The organism is Nonomuraea sp. NPDC003727, assembly GCF_053586935.1.
Genome location: NZ_JBSFNE010000026.1, coordinates 57,741 through 75,201, shown reverse-complemented (window position 1 = coordinate 75,201; position 17,461 = coordinate 57,741). Strand labels below are relative to the sequence as shown.

Annotated in this window: 18 protein-coding genes; 8 read left to right on the top strand and 10 right to left on the bottom strand. The window is 70.8% G+C overall.

Annotated features, from left to right (window positions below; all coding sequences use genetic code 11):
- Positions 1 to 3: 3 nt before the first annotated feature.
- The gene (locus tag ACWDLG_RS40075; protein ID WP_449930086.1) at positions 4 to 1,053 is read right to left on the bottom strand and encodes a DUF3800 domain-containing protein; all 1,050 of its coding nucleotides are present in this window, start codon (positions 1,051 to 1,053) and stop codon (positions 4 to 6) included.
- A gap of 277 nt (positions 1,054 to 1,330) precedes the next feature.
- Here ACWDLG_RS40075 and ACWDLG_RS40070 point away from each other — a divergent pair, with 277 nt between their 5' ends.
- Both ACWDLG_RS40070 and ACWDLG_RS40065 read left to right on the top strand, forming a co-directional pair.
- Positions 1,331 to 2,386 carry an SDR family NAD(P)-dependent oxidoreductase gene (locus tag ACWDLG_RS40070; protein WP_449930084.1) on the top strand — a complete coding sequence of 352 codons (1,056 nt, stop codon included), beginning with the start codon at positions 1,331 to 1,333 and terminating at the stop codon, positions 2,384 to 2,386.
- Positions 2,383 to 3,159: an MBL fold metallo-hydrolase gene (locus tag ACWDLG_RS40065; RefSeq protein WP_449930082.1), complete on the top strand. Its 777-nt coding sequence runs from the start codon at positions 2,383 to 2,385 to the stop codon at positions 3,157 to 3,159. Before ACWDLG_RS40070 ends, ACWDLG_RS40065 begins: the two co-directional genes overlap by 4 nt.
- 46 nt (positions 3,160 to 3,205) lie before the next feature.
- Here the strand turns inward: ACWDLG_RS40065 and ACWDLG_RS40060 are convergent, their stop codons facing one another.
- Positions 3,206 to 4,438, bottom strand: coding sequence for a sensor histidine kinase (locus ACWDLG_RS40060; protein ID WP_449930080.1), 1,233 nt, complete (start codon positions 4,436 to 4,438; stop codon positions 3,206 to 3,208).
- The gene (locus tag ACWDLG_RS40055; protein WP_449930078.1) at positions 4,435 to 5,094 is read right to left on the bottom strand and encodes a response regulator transcription factor; all 660 of its coding nucleotides are present in this window, start codon (positions 5,092 to 5,094) and stop codon (positions 4,435 to 4,437) included. Before ACWDLG_RS40055 ends, ACWDLG_RS40060 begins: the two co-directional genes overlap by 4 nt.
- 124 nt (positions 5,095 to 5,218) lie before the next feature.
- Between ACWDLG_RS40055 and ACWDLG_RS40050 the strand changes: the two genes are divergently transcribed.
- Entirely contained in the window at positions 5,219 to 5,704 is a 486-nt protein-coding gene (locus tag ACWDLG_RS40050; RefSeq protein WP_449930076.1) for a hypothetical protein, read from the top strand.
- Between the two features lie 49 nt (positions 5,705 to 5,753).
- On the opposite strand, the gene ACWDLG_RS40045 is transcribed toward ACWDLG_RS40050, so the two are convergent.
- Entirely contained in the window at positions 5,754 to 6,803 is a 1,050-nt protein-coding gene (locus ACWDLG_RS40045; RefSeq protein WP_449930074.1) for a hypothetical protein, read from the bottom strand.
- Positions 6,804 to 6,875: 72 nt separating this feature from the next.
- Positions 6,876 to 7,313 (bottom strand): hypothetical protein, encoded by a 438-nt coding sequence (locus ACWDLG_RS40040; protein ID WP_449930072.1) that lies wholly within the window; start codon positions 7,311 to 7,313, stop codon positions 6,876 to 6,878.
- 222 nt (positions 7,314 to 7,535) lie between these two features.
- Between ACWDLG_RS40040 and ACWDLG_RS40035 the strand changes: the two genes are divergently transcribed.
- Together ACWDLG_RS40035 and ACWDLG_RS40030 are read left to right on the top strand one after the other, a co-directional pair.
- Complete coding sequence (locus ACWDLG_RS40035; protein ID WP_449930070.1) at positions 7,536 to 8,072, top strand: peptidylprolyl isomerase; 537 nt, start codon at positions 7,536 to 7,538, stop codon at positions 8,070 to 8,072.
- Between the two features lie 113 nt (positions 8,073 to 8,185).
- A complete protein-coding gene (locus tag ACWDLG_RS40030) occupies positions 8,186 to 9,046 on the top strand; it encodes a rhomboid family intramembrane serine protease (RefSeq protein ID WP_449930068.1) in 861 nt (286 codons plus the stop codon).
- 36 nt (positions 9,047 to 9,082) lie between these two features.
- Here ACWDLG_RS40030 and ACWDLG_RS40025 read toward each other — a convergent pair whose 3' ends face one another.
- Positions 9,083 to 9,328 (bottom strand): cell division protein CrgA, encoded by a 246-nt coding sequence (locus ACWDLG_RS40025; RefSeq protein WP_354916965.1) that lies wholly within the window; start codon positions 9,326 to 9,328, stop codon positions 9,083 to 9,085.
- A 131-nt stretch (positions 9,329 to 9,459) separates the two neighbouring features.
- Here ACWDLG_RS40025 and ACWDLG_RS40020 point away from each other — a divergent pair, with 131 nt between their 5' ends.
- From ACWDLG_RS40020 to ACWDLG_RS40010, 3 genes are read left to right on the top strand one after another with little or no spacing between them, the layout of a single operon-like run.
- Positions 9,460 to 10,080: a class E sortase gene (locus tag ACWDLG_RS40020; RefSeq protein WP_354916968.1), complete on the top strand. Its 621-nt coding sequence runs from the start codon at positions 9,460 to 9,462 to the stop codon at positions 10,078 to 10,080.
- A gap of 1 nt (position 10,081) precedes the next feature.
- Positions 10,082 to 10,240, top strand: a complete 159-nt coding sequence (locus ACWDLG_RS40015; protein ID WP_354916971.1) for a hypothetical protein — start codon at positions 10,082 to 10,084, stop codon at positions 10,238 to 10,240.
- A complete protein-coding gene (locus ACWDLG_RS40010) occupies positions 10,237 to 10,803 on the top strand; it encodes an anthranilate synthase component II (protein ID WP_354916974.1) in 567 nt (188 codons plus the stop codon). Before ACWDLG_RS40015 ends, ACWDLG_RS40010 begins: the two co-directional genes overlap by 4 nt.
- A 448-nt stretch (positions 10,804 to 11,251) precedes the next feature.
- Here the strand turns inward: ACWDLG_RS40010 and pknB are convergent, their stop codons facing one another.
- The 4 genes from pknB to ACWDLG_RS39990 form a co-directional block, all read right to left on the bottom strand.
- Entirely contained in the window at positions 11,252 to 13,093 is a 1,842-nt protein-coding gene (gene pknB, locus ACWDLG_RS40005) for a Stk1 family PASTA domain-containing Ser/Thr kinase (protein ID WP_449930065.1), read from the bottom strand.
- Between the two features lie 82 nt (positions 13,094 to 13,175).
- Positions 13,176 to 14,633: a serine/threonine-protein kinase gene (locus tag ACWDLG_RS40000; RefSeq protein WP_449930063.1), complete on the bottom strand. Its 1,458-nt coding sequence runs from the start codon at positions 14,631 to 14,633 to the stop codon at positions 13,176 to 13,178.
- A complete protein-coding gene (locus ACWDLG_RS39995; RefSeq protein ID WP_449930061.1) occupies positions 14,630 to 16,087 on the bottom strand; it encodes a peptidoglycan D,D-transpeptidase FtsI family protein in 1,458 nt (485 codons plus the stop codon). The genes ACWDLG_RS40000 and ACWDLG_RS39995 overlap by 4 nt, the downstream gene beginning before the upstream one ends.
- Positions 16,084 to 17,433, bottom strand: coding sequence for an FtsW/RodA/SpoVE family cell cycle protein (locus tag ACWDLG_RS39990; protein WP_354917108.1), 1,350 nt, complete (start codon positions 17,431 to 17,433; stop codon positions 16,084 to 16,086). The genes ACWDLG_RS39995 and ACWDLG_RS39990 overlap by 4 nt, the downstream gene beginning before the upstream one ends.
- Between the last annotated feature and the right edge of the window lie 28 nt (positions 17,434 to 17,461).

The window sequence follows — 17,461 nt, the reverse complement described above, 5'->3', positions numbered from 1 at the left end:
CATTCAACCAGCGGGCACCGGCAGGAACCGGCTCCGGTCGTCCCCCCAGATCGAGGACGCGTCGACATAAGGGCGGAGCAGCGCGGTGAGCTCGGCGTCGCCGCGCCCCTCGAGCTCGTCCTCGGCTATCCTCCGTGCCGCTCCGGCGAGAAGGTCGGCGACCTGGACCCGCGGGTCCGTGCGCGAGTCGACGAGCCGTACCCCGGCCAGCCGGCCGGTCGGGGAACCACGGCGGACGACCGGATGTGCCCTGAGCTGGGCGATGCGCTCGTCGGTCAGCATGGTCTGCCGGTCGTGGACGAGGAAGAGGGGAGCGTCGTCCGCGGCCCAGCGGTCGACCGCCCCGACGATGGCAGGGACCAGCGGGTCGAGCACCGGCATCAGCGGCGGCTCGCCGAGCAGCCGCGCCCGGAAGGCCGCCACGCGAGGTCGCGCCCCGGCGAGCCGCTCCATGACGGCGCCGGTCGGGCCACCGGCACCGGGCGACCGCAGGACGTCGACCAGGTCGAACGCCTCCTCGACCGATACCACGGGACCACGGCCGTTCTTGGTGCGCAGCACGTCGTTGAAGGACGTCAGGAAGGCGGTCCACCGCGCGTGGCCGAGCGCGTGAGGGCCCTCGCGGTAGAGGGTGGCGGCCACGTCGGCGGGGGTGTCTCCGGCGGCGGGCAGCAGCTCGGCCACGGCGCGGACGACGAGGAAGGCCTTGTCGACGAGATGGACGTGAGCGTTGCCGAGGAGCGGCCCCGCGGGACCGAGCAGCCACGCGAGCGTCCCGCGGTGCTTGCCGCGGAGCAGGATGCCCGCCTTGAACTCCGTCGTCGGGGAGGGCGCCCGCCGGCGCACCTCCCGCATGCACCTGGCCGCCGACTCGATGTCGAACCCCACGCCGGCGTGCGCGAACACCTTGGTGTTCCCGCCGACGAGCTTCTCGCCCTCCGACCCCGACTCGTCGCAGGCGATCTCGCGGAGCCGCTCCGCCAGGCCACCGGGCGGTGGCGGCCGGTCGCCGGCAGGCAACCGGTCCGTCCGCCCGGAATCGGGTCTGATCACGCATCGGACATTACGCAGCCGCCGTGACCGGACGAAAGGTGTTTTCCGGCCGGGCGGAGAGTCATAGCGGCAAAGGTCGAGGAAGCGCCGTGTGTCTCCGTTGACCCTTAGGAGGGGCCTGAATAAATTCCGACCCGTTCTGCGGCCGAGGGGGAGCGGCCGATCGGTGGCGGGGGTGGCCGGCCGATACCCGGGAGGGCCTGAGGAGCGCGCCGGACCGACCGGGTCGCCGGAGGAGGGTGCAACGAGGGTGGGGGGAGTTCGGGTGCGGAGTGCGGTGCGTTGCTTCGGTGAACGGCTGGTGCCCTTCGACGAGCCGGTCGAGGAGAGTCGCGCGGTGGTCGAGCCGTCGCCGGGCGAGCTGCTCGCCGCCGCTCGCGGGGCCGTCGCCGAGGGGAGACCGCTGCTCGTCGCGGCGCGGACCGACGCCTACGCGGGATTCCTGCGCACGCTCTGGCTCGAGCATCCGGAGCTGGCGGTCGCGCTGGTGGTGACGAACGGCCGCGTGCTCGCGCCCGAGCGGCCCGTTCCCGGCTACCACGAGCTGGTCGTCGACGACAGGGGCGGGACGTGGCGGCGGGAGAGCGTGCCGGTGGAGCTGCCGGCCGAAGGGCGGATCCCCCTCGATTCCGGCGATGTGGTGCTGGTCAGCGGCGGTGGTAAGGGGTTCGGCCATGAGTGCGCGAAGGCGCTCGCCGGCGCCACGGGCGCCAGGCTCGCTCTCCTCGGCAGGTCCGAGCCGGACGACGATCCCCTGCTGGCCGCCGCTCTCGCCGACCTCCCGGGGGAGCACGCCTACGAACCCGCCGATCTCGGCGACTCCGCGGCGGTGGCGCGTGCCGTACGGGCGTTGGAAGGGCGGCTCGGGCGGGTGACGGCGATCGTGCACGCGGGCGGCGTGAACCGCCCCGCGCGGTTCACCGAGCTGACGGACGGAGAGATCGCTCTGCACGTCGCGCCGCGGGTCGGCGGGTTGGACGCGTTGCTGGCCGCCGTGGAGCGCCCCCGGCTGGTGGTGACGTTCGGCTCGGTGGCCGGCAGGTACGGCAAGGCGGGCGCCGCGCACGTCGCGCTCGCCACCGGGCTGATGCGGGAGCGGGTGGGCGAGTTGCGGACCGAGGCGCTCAACGGGGAGGGCGGCCGCGACGGCGGGCCGACGCGGTTGCTCACCGTCGAGTGGGGCGACGAGGACGCGACGGGGCACTGCGCCCTGCTCCTGCGCCTGCTGGCCGTCCCGGACCTCGCGGGCACCTTCTCCGTCCGCGCGGCCTCCGGCCACGAGGAGGCCGGGCCGGCACACGAGCCACTCGTATCCGCCAAGATGAGGACATGAACGAGCAGTGGCTGGAGATCGGCGACCGGGTGTTCGTCCGTCGGCACGAGTCCTACGACCTGAACGTCGGCCTGGTCGTCGGTGACGGCCAGTGCCTGGTCCTCGACACGCGGGAGTCCCACCCCAAGGCCGCCGACCTGATCGAGGCCATCAGGAGGATCACTCCCGACCCGTGGACGGTCGTCAACAGCCACGCCCACTTCGATCACTATTTCGGCAACGCGCTGTTCGTGCCCGCCGAGTTCTGGGCGCACGCGCGGGCGGCCGAGGAGATCAAGAGGGACGGCGAGGGCACCAGGGAGCGGGTGGCGGCCGGCCGGGATCCCGAGGCCGCCGACGTGGAGATCGTGGTGCCCGACCACACGTTCACCGACCGGGCGACGCTGGACATCGGCGGCAGGCCGGTGCACCTGCGGTACTTCGGCAGGGGGCACACCGACAACGACATCGTCGTGCATGTGCCGGACGCCGGTGTGCTCTTCGCCGGCGACCTGGTGGAGGAGGGGGCACCGCCCGCCTTCGGCGACGCCTACCCGCTCGACTGGCCGGGCACGCTGGCGGCGTTGCTGGCCGAGCTGCCCGAGCAGGTCATCGTGCCGGGGCACGGCGCGGTGGTCGACCGCGCGTTCGTCTCGGCCCAGCTGAACGACCTTGCGGTCACGGCCGATCTGGCCCGCCGCGCGCACGTCGAGGGCCTGCGCGACCTGGTCTCCCAGATGCCCTACCCGGAGGCGATCGAGCGGGCGTTCCTGCAGCTCGACCGCGACGCCTGAGGCCGGCGGCCGCGGCCGGGGGCGGCTCCGGCCCGTCCCGGCCGCGTCAGTTCCGGTGCGCAGGGAACCTCGCGACGAACCCGCCGTCCCGTACGGCGAGCGTCCCGCCGTGCAGCGTCGCGATGTCCCTGGCGATCGACAGACCGAGCCCGGCCCCTCCGCCGTCTCTTGCCCTGGCCTCGTCCAGCCTGGTGAAGCGGTCGAAGACGGCCTCCCTGTGCTCGGGCGGGATCCCCGGCCCGTCGTCGAGCACCTCCAGGACCGCCTCGCCGTCCTTCTCGTACGCCCTGACCTCGACCGCCGTCGCGGCGTGCCGTACCGCGTTGTCCACCAGGTTGGTGACCAGCCGCGAGAGGTGGCCGCGCGAGCCGCTGACGACCACGTCGGGGCTGATGTCGAGGGTGACGGCCGCCCCCGGGCGGGCGCTCCGCTCGGCGACGACCTGGCCGAGATCCACCTCCTCCCTCCGCAGCGGCTCGCCCGCGTCGAGCCTGGCCAGCAGCAGGAGGTCGCCGGACAGCCGCTGCAGCCGTTCGACGTCGGCCAGCGCCTCGGTCGACAGCTCGGTGGGCTCGGCCAGCTCCATCCGGGCGCGCAGGGTCGCGATCGGGCTGCGCAGCTCGTGCGCGGCGTCGGCGACGAACTGCTTGTGCCGCTCGACCGCCGTCTCCAGCCGGTCGAGCGTGGCGTTCACCGTGACGGCGAGCCCGGCGATCTCGTCGCCCGACTCGGGGACGGGCACCCGCTGGTGCAGGTCGCGCGCGGTGATGTCGGCGACCTTCGCCCTGATCGCCGCGACGGGCGCCAGCGCCCGGCCGACGGAGAACCACGTCATCCCCGCCACCACGGCCAGCAGGAGCGGCACCCCCGGCAGCAGCAGCCCGTTCAGCGTCTGGAGCGCCTGCTCGGCGCCGGCCAGCGAGGCCCGGCCCCAGACCTCGACAGGACCCGTCTCCGTGTCGACCGCCATCCTGGCGACGGCGAACTGGCCCGGGGTCGCCGTCTCCCACGGTCCCACCGTCTCCCACGGGTCCACCGTCCCCGTGGGCGTGCTGACCTGGACGTCCGGGTCGGCGGTCAGGACGAGCTCGGCGGGCTTGGTGACGGCGGCCAGCGGCATCGCCGCGACGACCTTCCTGGCCGCCTCGGACCTGGCGCTGGCCTCCAGGCTGCCCTTCAGCGAGACGACCAGGACGGCCGCGGCGATGCCGAGCGCGACGGCGACGACGGCGGTGGCCGCGACCGTGGCGCGCAGCCGTACGGAGAAGAGGCTCTTCACACCGCCTCCAGACGGTAGCCGGCGCCCCTGACGGTCTCGATCACGCCGGGGCCGATCTTGCGGCGCAGCGCGCTGACGTACACCTCGACGATGTTGGGGTCGCCGTCGTAACTGAAGTCCCATGCCTGGGCGAGCAGCTCGCTCTTGCTGACCACCTCGCCCGCCCGGCGGGCCAGGCCGTGGAGCACCGCGAACTCCTTCGGGGTCAGCGCGATCTCGACGCCGCCCCTGCGGCAGCGCATGCCCGCGGGGTCGACGGTCAGGTCGCCCACGGTGATCGACACGGGCCGCTCCTTGCCGCCCCGCCTGACCAGGGCGCGCAGCCTGGCCACCAGGACGACGTAGGAGAAGGGCTTGGCGAGGTAGTCGTCCGCGCCGGTGTCGAGCGCCTCGGCCTCGTCGTAGACGCCGTCCTTCGCGGTGAGCATCATGATCGGGGTCCAGTTGCCCGCCTCGCGCAGCTTCGCGCAGAGGGCGTACCCGTTCAGCCTGGGCAGCATGACGTCCAGCACGATCGCGTCGTAGTCGTTCTCCGAGGCCATCCACAGCCCGTCGCGGCCGTCGTAGGCGACGTCGACGGCGAAGCCCTCACCCGCCAGGCCGCCCTTGACCAGGTCGGCCAGCCTCTTCTCGTCCTCGACCAGTAGAACTCGCACAGTGCTCAGCGTGCCTGACGCGACCTAAAGCCAACCTGAAGATCATTTCGGTGGCGTTCAGGGTGCCTTCAGGTTGCGTGGGCGAAGCTGCGTTCATTCCGTTCGATCAACGAAGGAGAGGGAAGTGTTCAAGCGACGTATCGCCGCTCTCGTTGCCGTGGGTGCCGTGCTGCTGGCCGGGGGGCTGGCCGGATCGGCCAACGCCGCCTCGGGGGAACCGCCCGCCAAGCCGCCCGCCAAGGGCACCTGCGTGACGAGCGACGGCAGGACCTTCGAGTTCGTCGACGCCATCCCCGCCACCGAGATCGAGCACGCCGAGAAGGGCGAGGTCCGGCTCTCCGCTGACGTCGACGCGACCGGTGCCGTGGCGCGCGCCGCGAAGGTCGCGCCCGACGGGGAGACCGTGACGGTCACGACCCCGCCCGACGGCGCCCCGCACGTCCAGCGGTGGAGCGAGGTCACCGAGGCCGTCCCCGCGACGCCCGCCACGGAGGCCGAGCGGAAGGACGCCCCGATCCAGGCCGCCGAGATCACGGAGAGCGCGGTCGCGATCGCCCCCGCGGACGACGAGAACGCCAAGGCCGTGACCATCGCCTGCCGCGCCGAGTAACGGGGCGCGGCCCCGCCGTACCGGCGATGGGGGTCCGGTACGGCGGGGCTCAGGCGAAGGACGGGTGCGGGCCCAGCGCCCAGTACTCGAAGAGCCCGTGGCCGACCTGCCCGTCGTACTCGAAGCGCGCGACCGCGTCGACCATGCCCCACATGCGGCCGGCGTCCTCGGGCAGCGTGTAGGTCACCCCCTGGACCACGGGCTGGCTTCCCTGGTACATGCCGTGCTTCCAGTCGGGCTCCAGGCCGTACCCCGTGCCGACCATGAGATGGACGGGCAGGATCGGCGTGCACCGCACCTCGATCTTGTCGAAGGTGATCGTGGCCGACACGACGTCGCGGGTGCCTGGGGCGTAGACGGGGTGGTAGCCGGGGCGGCCGAGATACTCCTCCCGGCCGTCCGACCACACCCTGACGGCCTCCTCCAGGACCCTGCGGCCCTCGTGGTCCTCCTGCACGATGCAGAGGATCGCGTGGTCGTCGAACTGCATGGGCGCGTACAGCCAGTAGAAGGTGCCCGGGTTCTTGACCTGGATGCCGGGCGGCTCCGGCTCGCCCACCGGTCTAATGCCCCAGGAGCGGTCCCTGGTGCCCTGCCATCCGTCGACGGGGATCTCGTCGTCGCCGACCACGATGGTGCCGCTCCAGCGGCCGGTCTGTGCCAGCCGTACGGAATCGAAGATCACCCGCTCCTGCCAGCGCAGGAAGTGGCGGGGTTCGAGCGTGGCCGGGATCGTGCCCGTCCACGTGAGGTCGAAGGACAGGCCATGCTCGTTCGGCTCCAGGATCACCCTGAGCCGCTTGAGCCCTTCGATGACCTCGATCCTGAACGGGCCGACGGAGGTGTCCATGCGGTCGCCGCCGAGTTCCCGTGACGCCCGCACCACCCGGTGCAGGTCCGTACGGCGGGCACAGGCGAAGGCGTCGGTGACGCCGAGATTGGGGTACTGCCCGAGCCCGACGATGAGCATGAGCTCGTCGGTGCCGGCATGGCAGTTGAAGTAGTAGCGATCGTAGAAGTTGCGATCGGAGGTCGCCACGTGGCGCATGACCTGAGGGGCCTGGTGGACGGGGAAGTCGTCGAGCGGTGACAGGCTCATGCGCTGGTTGTAGCAAGCGCTTGGTTAGAGGTCAACGCGGCCGCGCGCAGGGGCGCGGCCGCGTCGCACCCGTCAGGTCGTCTTCGGCGCCGCCTCGTCGACCTTCTCGGCCGTGTCCTCCGCGTGGGATGACACCTTGTCGGCCGCCTTGTGTGCCCGCTCGCTGACCCAGCGAGAGGCGTCAGTGGCGGACTCCTTCATGTGGTCGGTCCACTGCTGGGCGTTGCGGCGGTAGAACACGAACCCCATGGCGCCCAGTGCCACCCCGGTCATCAGCACCATGACCGGCCACCGGCGGGACCTTGCCGGTGTCGGGTCGATTCTGCTGGCCGCCTGGCTCAGCATGGCGCTGATCCTCGGGGCGAGCTGATCCTCGACCCGATGAGCGGCATCCTCCAGTTTGGGCGCCGCCCAGTAACGGGCATCCTCGATCCGATGCGCGGTGACCGTCTTGGCCTGGTCCGCCATCGGGGCGAGCCGGTATCCGGCCCGCATGGCCTGAGCCTTCATGCGGCCCAACCACGTCGCGGGAATCTCTACCACGACGTGGCGCTTTCTCAGTGTCAGGGACACGACAACCTCCCCTGTCGTTGGGGCCCCGCAGCGTGACCTTCCCGGTACAAGGCGGCTCAATCATGACGAGCCGTGGGAGGATGCATGAGTGGCCCCAGCGGCCTTGACATGCAAACCATCACAGAATGATCCCTGTGCACAGAGGGGGGCAGCTGTCTCGTGGCTGAGAAGCTGATCGCAAACCTGCAGACCAACCGTGGTCTCATCAAGATCGAACTCTTCCCCAACAAGGCGCCGAAGACGGTTCGCAACTTCGTGGAGCTCGCCGAGGGCGCCAAGGAGTGGACCCACCCCGGCACCGGCGAGAAGAGCACCGGACGCTACTACGACGGCACGATCTTCCACCGCGTCATCGACGGATTCATGATCCAGGGCGGCGACCCGCTCGGCCAGGGCATCGGCGGCCCCGGTTACGAGTTCGACGACGAGATCCACCCGGAGCTCGTCTTCAACAAGCCGTACCTGCTGGCCATGGCCAACGCGGGCGTCCGCTTCGGCAAGGGCACCAACGGCTCGCAGTTCTTCATCACCGTCGTGCCGACGCCGCACCTCAACCGCAAGCACTCGATCTTCGGCGAGGTCGTCGAGGGCCAGGACGTCGTCGACGCGATCGCCAAGACGCCGACCGGCCGTAACGACCGCCCCACCGAGGACGTGGTCCTCCAGTCGGTCACGATCGACCGCGTCGAGGGCTGAGCGACGGGCTGGGCGGCCGCGCTCGTCGGGAACGCGAGGCTGTCGCCCGCGACGGTCCAGCGCCGACCCTCCCGATGAGTAGGCTGGCGGTCAGTGGACGAGAAAGGCCCCTCATGACCAGCCAGCCGCCCAGCCCCCAGGAGACCGTGCCCACGTGCTACCGCCATCCTGGCCGGGAGACGTGGGTCCGCTGCCAGCGCTGCGAACGGCCCATCTGCCCTGACTGCATGCGCGACGCGGCGGTGGGCTTCCAGTGCCCCGAGTGCGTCGCCGAGGGCAACAGGACCGTACGGCAGGCACGCTCGACCTTCGGCGGCGGCGTCGTCACGACGCCCTACGTCACCTACACGATCCTGGGGCTCATCGCCCTGGTCTTCGCCGGCCAGCTCCTCACCGACAACAGGCTCGGTTCCGCCCTCATGATGAACACGGTCTACGTGGTCGGCGAGGGCGAGTACTACCGGATGATCACCAGTGCCTTCGCGCACTCCACCACGATGATCTTCCACGTGCTCTTCAACGCCTGGGCGATCTGGGCCATCGCGCCCTACCTGGAGCGAGCCTTCGGGCACGTCAGGTTCGCCGCCCTCTACCTGCTGTGCGCGCTGGGCGGCTCGGTGATGAGCCTGTGGTTCGACGACCTGCGCACGGCCACGGTGGGCGCCTCGGGCGCGGTCTTCGGGCTGTTCGCGGCGATTTTCATCGTGGGGCGCAGGCTCAAGCTCGACGTGCGCGGCATCGCGACCGTCATCGTGCTCAACCTGGTGATCACGTTCGTGGTGCCGGCCGTCACGGGATTCGGCATCAGCTGGACCGCCCACGTCGGCGGCCTGGTCACCGGCGCGGTGCTGACCACCGCGCTGGTCTACGCCCCCAGGAAGCACCGCGCCCTGTATCAGGCGCTGGCCCTCCTGGGGGGTTTTGCGATCATGGTCGCGCTGACGGTGATCCGCGCGACGTCGTTGCTGTCCTGAGACTTTCCCCAGGCTGTGGAAAACCTGTGGAAAGTACTAACGCCAGCGGGTGGAAAGCACCACACCGAAGATGATGAAAGCGAACCCGACCAGCAGGTTCCAGTTGGCGAGATCCTTGAGCAGAGGCGCTTGAGGGGCCACGTAGTAGACCGCGATCCACAGGATCCCGACGATCCACGACAGGACCATGGTCGGCGCCAGCCATCGCGGGCTGACCTTGACCTCTTGCGACTTCTGCGGCGGCGTGTAGACCGCCTTCTTGCGAGTCTTCGGCTTGGGCACGGGATAACTCCTGCTGGCGGCCGGGGGCCATCCGGATAGTCCCCAGGCTCTCTGGTCTGCCCAGGATAGTCGCCACGCGCGGAACATGGCGATCCCCGGCGTCCGCCACGCCTGTGCATAACCTGAGCAGAGTGAGGGCACTGCTGCGGACCTGCGGGGAGCTGAGCATCACGGCCGGTCTGGTGATGATGTTCTTCTGCGCCTACCTGCTGTGGGGCACCAGCGCCTACACCCAGCGCCAGCAGCAGCTGCTCCAGCGGCAGCTCGCCGAGGAGCAGGGCGACGCGACCGCCCACCTCGGCCGGATCAGGCTCGGCAACGCCCTGGCCCTCCTGCGCATCCCCAGGCTCGGCGACGACTACAAGTACGCCGTGGTGGAGGGCGTCGACGCCGAACACCTGAAGAAGGGCCCCGGTCACTACCCGGGATCGGCGCTGCCGGGAAAGATCGGCAACCTCGTCCTGTCGGGCCACCGCACCACCTACGCGGCGCCGTTCAACCGCATCGACGAGCTCCGGCGCGGCGACGAGATCATCGTGGACGCCCGCGAGGCCCGCTACACCTACCGGGTCATCTCACAGGACGTCGTCGAGCCCGACGAGGTGGACATCCTCGCCCCCGTGCCCGGAAAACCCGACATCACCCCCATCAGGGCGATGATCACGCTCCTGACCTGCCACCCCGAGTACTCCGCCGCCCAGCGGCTCATCGTCTACGGCGTGCTGAAGTCCACCGAGCAGAGGAAGGCCTGACATGTACGGCTGGATCTGGCGGCACCTGCCCGGCGGACCGCCGACGCGGCTCCTGGCGGCCCTCGTGCTGGTCGCCGTGGCGGGAGCCGTACTCTGGTATGTCGTCTTTCCTCTTCTCGAGCCCGCCGTGACGCTGGATGAGGTGACCGTCCGCAAATGATCCTGGTGGTGGACAACCACGACAGCTTCGTCCACACCATCGTGCAGTACCTGCGCTTCCTGGGCGCCGTGTGCGAGGTGCGGCCGCGTGACGTCGTGCGCGTGGAGGACGCCGACGGCTTCGCCGGCGTCCTGGTGAGCCCAGGGCCCGGCACGCCCGAGGCGGCGGGAGTCAGCGTGCCGCTGGTACGCCACGCCGCCGCCACCGGCAAGCCGCTGCTCGGCGTGTGCCTCGGACACCAGGCGATCGGCGTGGCCTACGGCGCGGTCGTCTCCAGGGCGCCCGAGCTCATGCACGGGCGCACGAGCGCCATCATCCACGACGGCAAGGGCGTGTTCGCGTCGCTTCCCTCGCCCGTGACGATGACGCGCTACCACTCGCTCGCCGTACGACCCGAGACGGTGCCCGACGAGCTGGAAGTGAGCGCGCGGACCGCCGACGGGACGATCATGGGCCTCCGGCACCGCACCGCGCCCATCGAAGGGGTGCAGTTCCACCCCGAGTCGGTGCTGTCCGAGCACGGGCACCAGCTGCTGGGCAACTGGTTGTCGACCATCGTGTAACGCGGCGCCGCCTCGGAACGACTTACGGGTGAACGTCCCCGCCGTCGCCCCCGAGCGGCGGGGACGTTTCCCATTCCGGCCCCGGGGTGAACGCCCCCGGCGTCCAGGCTGCCCCCGAGCGGCGGGGACGTTTCCCATTCCAGCCCCCGCGCGAACGCCCCCGGCGTCCAAGCTGCCCCGAGCGGCGGCGACGGTCACATTCCGGCCCCGGGCCGCCCCGAGCGGCGGCGACGTTCCACGCCTATCCCCGGGTGAACGCCCCCGGCGTCCTCCAGGCCGTCCACGGGTGTGTACCGGGGCCCAGCGGCGTTCCCGAGCCTCCAGCGGGGTCCTGGGGCCGTCACGACCGCCTACCGGCGCTCTGCACGCCGGGCGGCGGCGATCACGAGCGTGCGGGAAAGGAAACGGCCCCCTCGCCCCGGGAACCGGGTGAGGGGGCCGTCCTGGGTCACGGGCCGAGGTCTGGCGGCTCGCCGGTGTCGCCCGGATCATCGGTCGCCGGGTCGGACGGGATGTCTGTCGGCTCCTCGGTCGCGGGGAACGACGGCTCCTCGGTCGGCTGCTGCTGCTCCGGCCCCGTCGAGACCACGATCGTGACCGTCGTCTTCTGGTTCTGCGAGCTGCCCGCCTCAGGGCTCTGCGTGATGACCGTGCCAGGCGGCTGCTCGCCCGGCTGCGGCACCACCTTCACCCGGAAGCCCTCGGCCTTCAGCTCGCTCTCGGCCTCCTCCTGCGTCTTGCCGACGACGCCGGGCACCGGAACCTGGGCCTTGGGCACGTACAGCTTGACCGAGCTGCCCTCCTCGACCTCCGTGCCGGACTTGGGCTTGGTGTCGAAGACCTTGTCCTGCTCCCTGGAGGAGACCACCGGCGTGATCACGCCTTCGAGACCGGCGTCCTTCAGCGCGTTCCTGGCGTCCTCCGGCGAGGAGCCGATCAGGCCGTCGGGCACGGCGATCTTCTTCGGGCCCTTGGACACCTTGAGAGCGATCGAGGCGCCCTCGTCCACCTTGGTGCCGGCGTCGGGCTCGGTACTGATGACCACGCCCTTCGGCACCTCGGCGTCGTTCTCCTCGGTGACCGTGAACTTGAGCTTGAGCGCGGTCAGCTCGGCCTCGGCGTCCTTCTGCTTCTGCGTGGCCAGCTGCGGCACGGTGACCTGCTTGGCGGCCGTGCTGCTCCCCGAGGCGAGGAACTTGTAGCCGACGAAGACGAACGCGCCGATGATCAGCAGCGGGACGAGGATCCAGGCCGCGGTCTTCGCCGCCGTGTTGCCGCCGCCACCGCCCGCGCGCCGTCTGCCGCCGCGGCTGGGCTCGCCCTCGCCGTACTCGTAGGGCGGGATGGCGCTGGTGCGCTGCGTGGCGGGGCCGGCGCCCTGCGGGGCGGCCATCGTGCGGGTGCCGGGGCCGTAGTTGGCGACCATCGTCATGGTCTGCGCCTCGACCGGCATGCCGGACATCGCGCGCTGGATGTCGGCCCGCATCTCGCCCGCGCTCTGGTAGCGCTGGGCCGGGTCCTTGGCCATCGCCTTGAGCACGATCGCGTCGGCCCACGGGGGAATCTCGGGGTCGATCTGCGACGGCGGGATGGGCTCCTCGCGCACGTGCTGGTAGGCGATCGCGACGGGGGAGTCGCCGGTGAACGGCGGCTGGCCCGTCAGCAGCTCGTACAGCACACAGCCGGTGGAGTAGATGTCGCTGCGAGCGTCGACCCGCTCGCCCCTGGCCTGCTCGGGCGAGAGGTACTGCGCTGTCCCTATCACCTGCGCGGTCTGCGTCATCGTGGCGGCCGAGTCGGCCATCGCGCGGGCGATGCCGAAGTCCATCACCTTGACGTCGCCGGCGCGGGTGATCATCACGTTGGCCGGCTTGATGTCGCGGTGCACGATGCCGCCGCGGTGGCTGTAGTCGAGCGCCCGCAGGATCCCGTCGACCAGCTCCACCGCACGCTCGGGCAGCAACCGCCGGTCGGCCCGCAGCAGGTCGCGCAACGTGCGCCCGTCGACGTACTCCATCACGATGTACGGCACGGGCGTGCCGTCGGTGGCGTCCTCGCCGGTGTCGTAGACGGCGACGACGGCCGGGTGGTTCAGGGACGCCGCGGACTGGGCCTCACGGCGGAAGCGGGCCTGGAAGGTGTGGTCACGCGCGAGGTCGGCGCGGAGCGTCTTGATCGCGACGATGCGGTCCAGCCGGATGTCTCGTGCGCGATACACCTCGGCCATGCCGCCGCGCCCGACGACGCCGTCGAGCTCGTAGCGACCTCCGAGTAGCCGAGGCTGAGTCATTTCCTGCACTGTCCCTTACCGTTCATCTTGGGTACCGGCCGGCTCGCGGGCCGCCAGTGTCCATCATCGACCCCGCGACGCATCACGTCTCCTCGTTCGGCGGGATGGTTTCGCCCGGATCGGGGGAGCCAGTTGGTGTCACTGTTGGCGTCGGGGTGGGGGTGGGCGTTGGTGTGGGCGTCGGGGTCGGGGTCGGGGTCGGCTTTGGCGTCTTCGTCGTCGTCGGCCGCTGCGTGGGAGTGGCCGACGTGCTTACCGTAGCTGACCGTGAGGGTACCGGCCGAGCGGTCCTCGGCGGAACCGTGGCGGGCCGGCGTGACGGTGTCTTGGTCCTGCTCGGCTTCATGGACGGAGTGCTTTCCACAGTTTGTGTGGGTTCCGTCACGTTGGGGGTTTCGCCGAGGCCGTAATTGGCGATAGCGAACGCCCCGAGCCCGACCGCCGCGGCGCACCCCGCCGTCGCGACCAGCACCGTGGTGCGCCGCCTGCGCCGCCGCACGGGCTCGGAGATCTGCGTGTGCGCGCCCCACCGCCCCGTGTCGTCCCCGTACGGCCCGCCCCCGCCGGGAGGCACCGGCGTCGGCGTGCCGCCGTACGGCTCGGCGGGCTCGATGACCGTCTCGGGCGAGCCGCCGACCGGACCCTGGCCGGTCCGCTGGTTGACGCGGAACCCGGCCGGATCGGTCAGCATGCGCAGCTCGGTGCCGGAGTCGTCGGCGCCCAGCATCGTCTGGCGCAGCGCGAGAGCCCGGTCGGCCAGCTCCCGCGCGCTCGCGGGACGCCTCGACGGCTCCTTCGACAGCAGCTCCATGACCAGGTCGCGCACCGGCGCCGGGATCGAGGCGTCCAGCGGCGGGGGAGCCGCGCTGAGGTGCTGGAGCGCGATCGCCACCTGGCTGTCGGCGTGGAAGGGCGTGCTGCCGGCCAGGCACTCGTAGGCCACCACGCCGAGCGAGTAGAGGTCGGTCGAGGGCGTCAGCGGCAGACCCTGCGCCTGCTCGGGGCTGACGTACTGGGCCGTGCCGAGAACGGTGCCCGTCTGCGTGACGGGTGCGGCCTCCATCGCGCGGGCGATGCCGAAGTCGGTGACCTTGATCGTGCCCTCGCGGGTGACCAGCAGGTTGCCCGGCTTGATGTCGCGGTGGATGATGCCCGCCGCGTGCGCCGCCTGCAGCGCCTTGGCGGTCTGGTGGATCACGTCGAGCGCCACCTCGGGGCCGAGCGCGCCGTTGCGCGCCAGGATGGCCGACAGCGACTCTCCCGGCACCAGTTCCATCACCAGGTAGGCCAGGTCGCTCTGCTCGCCGTAGTCGAAGACCTGGGCGATGCCGGGATCGGACAGGCCCGCGGTGATCCTGGCCTCGTTGCGGAAGCGGGCGAGGAAGGACGGGTCGGCCGCCACGCCGCCCCGCATGAGCTTGACGGCGACCTCGCGGCCGAGCAGTTCGTCCTTGCCGCGCCAGACCTCGCCCATGCCGCCGACGGCGATGCGCGACACCAGGAGGTAGCGCTCGCCGAGCCGGCGACTGGGGGAGGTCACTTGGCGAGCACCGCCTCCATCACGGCCTTCGCGATGGGAGCCGCGGTCTGGCCACCGGAGGCCTCGGTGCCCGCGCTGCCGGACTCGACGATGACCGCCACCGCGACCTGCGGGTCCTGGGCGGGCGCGAAGGAGATGAACCAGGCGTGCGGCGCCTTGCCCGGCGTGGTCTGCGCGGTGCCGGTCTTGCCGCCCACCTCGACGCCCGGGATCTGGGCGCGGTTGGCGGTGCCGTTGTTGACGACGCTGACCATCATCTGCCTGAGCTTGGCCGCGGTCTCGGAGCTGACCGCCTCGGACAGCTCCTCGGGCTCGGCCTCGTCGATGGTGTCGTTCTTGGCGTCGGTGATCTTCTGCACCAGGTACGGCCGCATGACCTTGCCGTCGTTGGCGATGCCGGCGGCCACCATCGCCATCTCCAGCGGCGTCATCTGGTTGCTGCGCTGGCCGATCGAGGCCTGGGCGAGCGCGGCGGCGTCCTCCTTGGGGCCGACGTCGCTCTTGGAGACCTCCATCGGGACGGACAGCGGCTCACCGACGCCGAACTTCGCGGCCTGCTCGGCCATCCGGTCGTAGCCGAGGTCCATGCCGATCTTGCCGAACGGCGTGTTGCACGAGCGCTCCAGCGCGTACACCAGTGGCACCTGGCCGCCACCGCAGGCCGCGCCGCCCGAGTTGGGCAGGTCGGCGGTGGTGTTGGGCAGATCGAGGACCTGTGGGGCGGGCACGATGGTCTGCCCGTCGCGGCTGGAGTCGTCCTCGAGGAACGCCGCCGCCGTCACCACCTTGTAGGTGGAGCCGGGCGGGTAGGTGCGGTTGATCGCCCGGTTGACCAGCGGACCGTTGGTCTTGTCCTTGTCGAGCTTGTTGTAGGCGGCGAAGACCGTCCCCTTGTCGGTGCCCGACAGCACGTTCGGGTCGTAGGTGGGCAGCGACACCATGGCCAGGATCGCGCCGGTCTTCGGGTTGAGCGCGACGACTGCGCCCCGCTTGCCGCTGGCCGCCAGCGCCTCGTGGCCCGCCTTCTGCGCCTTCGGGTTGATCGTCACCTCGACGTTGGCGCCGCGCGTCGGCTCGCCGGTGAACAGGTCGATGCTCCTGCGCAGCAGCAGGTCGGGGTGGCTGGCGTCGAGGTAGCCATTGGTGGCGCGTTCGATCGCCGACTCGCTCTCCGGGGAGAAGTAGCCGGTGACGTGCGCGAAGACCTTCCCGTCCGGGTACTCACGGACGAAGCGGAAGTTGCCCTTCTTCTGCTCGACCGACTGCGCGAGGATCGTGCCGCCCGCGGTGATGCGGCCGCGCTGCACCTCGTAGCGCTCGAAGAAGTTGCGCTTGTTCCTGGCGTCGTCGTTCAGGCTCTCGGCCTTGAGGGCCTGCACGTAGTTGACGTTCAGCATGAGCAGCCCGAACATGACGAGACACGCCACGGCCGCGCGCTTGAGAGGCCCGTTCATCGCTGGAACACCTGCGTCAGTCCTTCGTCCTGGATCGCCTGGGGTGGGGGGCGTCGGGCGGCATCAGACATGCGTACCAGAAGGGCGATAAGGATCCAGTTAGCCAGCAGCGCCGAACCGCCCTGCGACATGAACGGCGTGACGAGACCCGTCAGCGGGATGAGGCCGGTGACGCCACCGACGATGATGAAGATCTGCCAGGCGAGGATGAACGAGAGGCCGCCGGCCAGCAGCTTGGAGAACGGGTCGCGGGCCGCGATCGCGGTGCGCAGGCCGCGCTCCACGATGAGCGCGTAGATGAGCAGCAGCGCCATCAGCCCGGTGAGGCCGAGTTCCTCGCCCACGGCGGTGAAGATGAAGTCGGAGAAGGCGAGCGGGATCTCCTTGGGGTGGCCCTGGCCGAGCCCCGTGCCCAGGATGCCGCCTGCGCCCAAGCCGTACAGCCCCTGCATGAGCTGGTAGCTGCCGCCGAACGGGCGGTCGTAGTACGCGGGGTTGGCGGGGTCCAGCCACACGTCGAACCGGTCGCCCACGTGGCTGAAGAGCTGGCCGGCGATGTAGGCGCCGCCGACGAACAGCAGCACGCCGATCAGCACCCATGAGGTGCGCTGCGTGGCGATGTAGAGCATCACGACGAAGCCGCCGAACAGCAGCAGGGAGGAGCCCAGGTCACGCTGCAGCACCAGGACGCCGATCGCGACGGCCCAGGTGATCAGGATGGGGCCGAGGTCGCGGGCGCGTGGCAGGTCGATGAACAGCAGCCGCCGCCCGGCCAGCGCGAGGACGTCGCGCTTGGCCACCAGATAACCGGCGAAGAAGATCACCAGCGCCAGCTTGGCGAACTCGGCGGGCTGGATGCTGAAGCCGCCGACGCCGATCCAGATGCGGGCGCCGTTGATGGTCTTGCCGAGCCCCGGGGTGAGCGGGGAGATCAGCAGGACCAGGCCCACGAGGCCCGCGGTGTAGGTGAGACGTTGCAGGGCACGGTGGTCGCGCAGCACGATCAACGTCACGGTGAAGAGCACCACGCCGACGCCGGTCATGACGATCTGGTTGGTGGCGGACGCGCCCTCCTGCCCTGCCACCTCCAGCCGGTAGATCATCACCAGGCCGAGGCCGTTGACGAGGGTGACCAGGGGCAGGATGAGGGGGTCCGCCCACGGGGCGAACTTTGCCAGGACGAGGTAGGCGACCAGCATCAGGCCACCGAGGCTGAGGCCGTACGTCAGCATGCCGGCGGGGATGGCGCCGTCGACGGCCAGGCCGACGTTGGCGTAGGCCCCCATGACGATCGCCACGGCTCCGGCCAGCATGAACAGCTGGACGGCACGCCGCTTGGCGGGCATGGGGACGGGGGTCGCGACCACTTCGCTC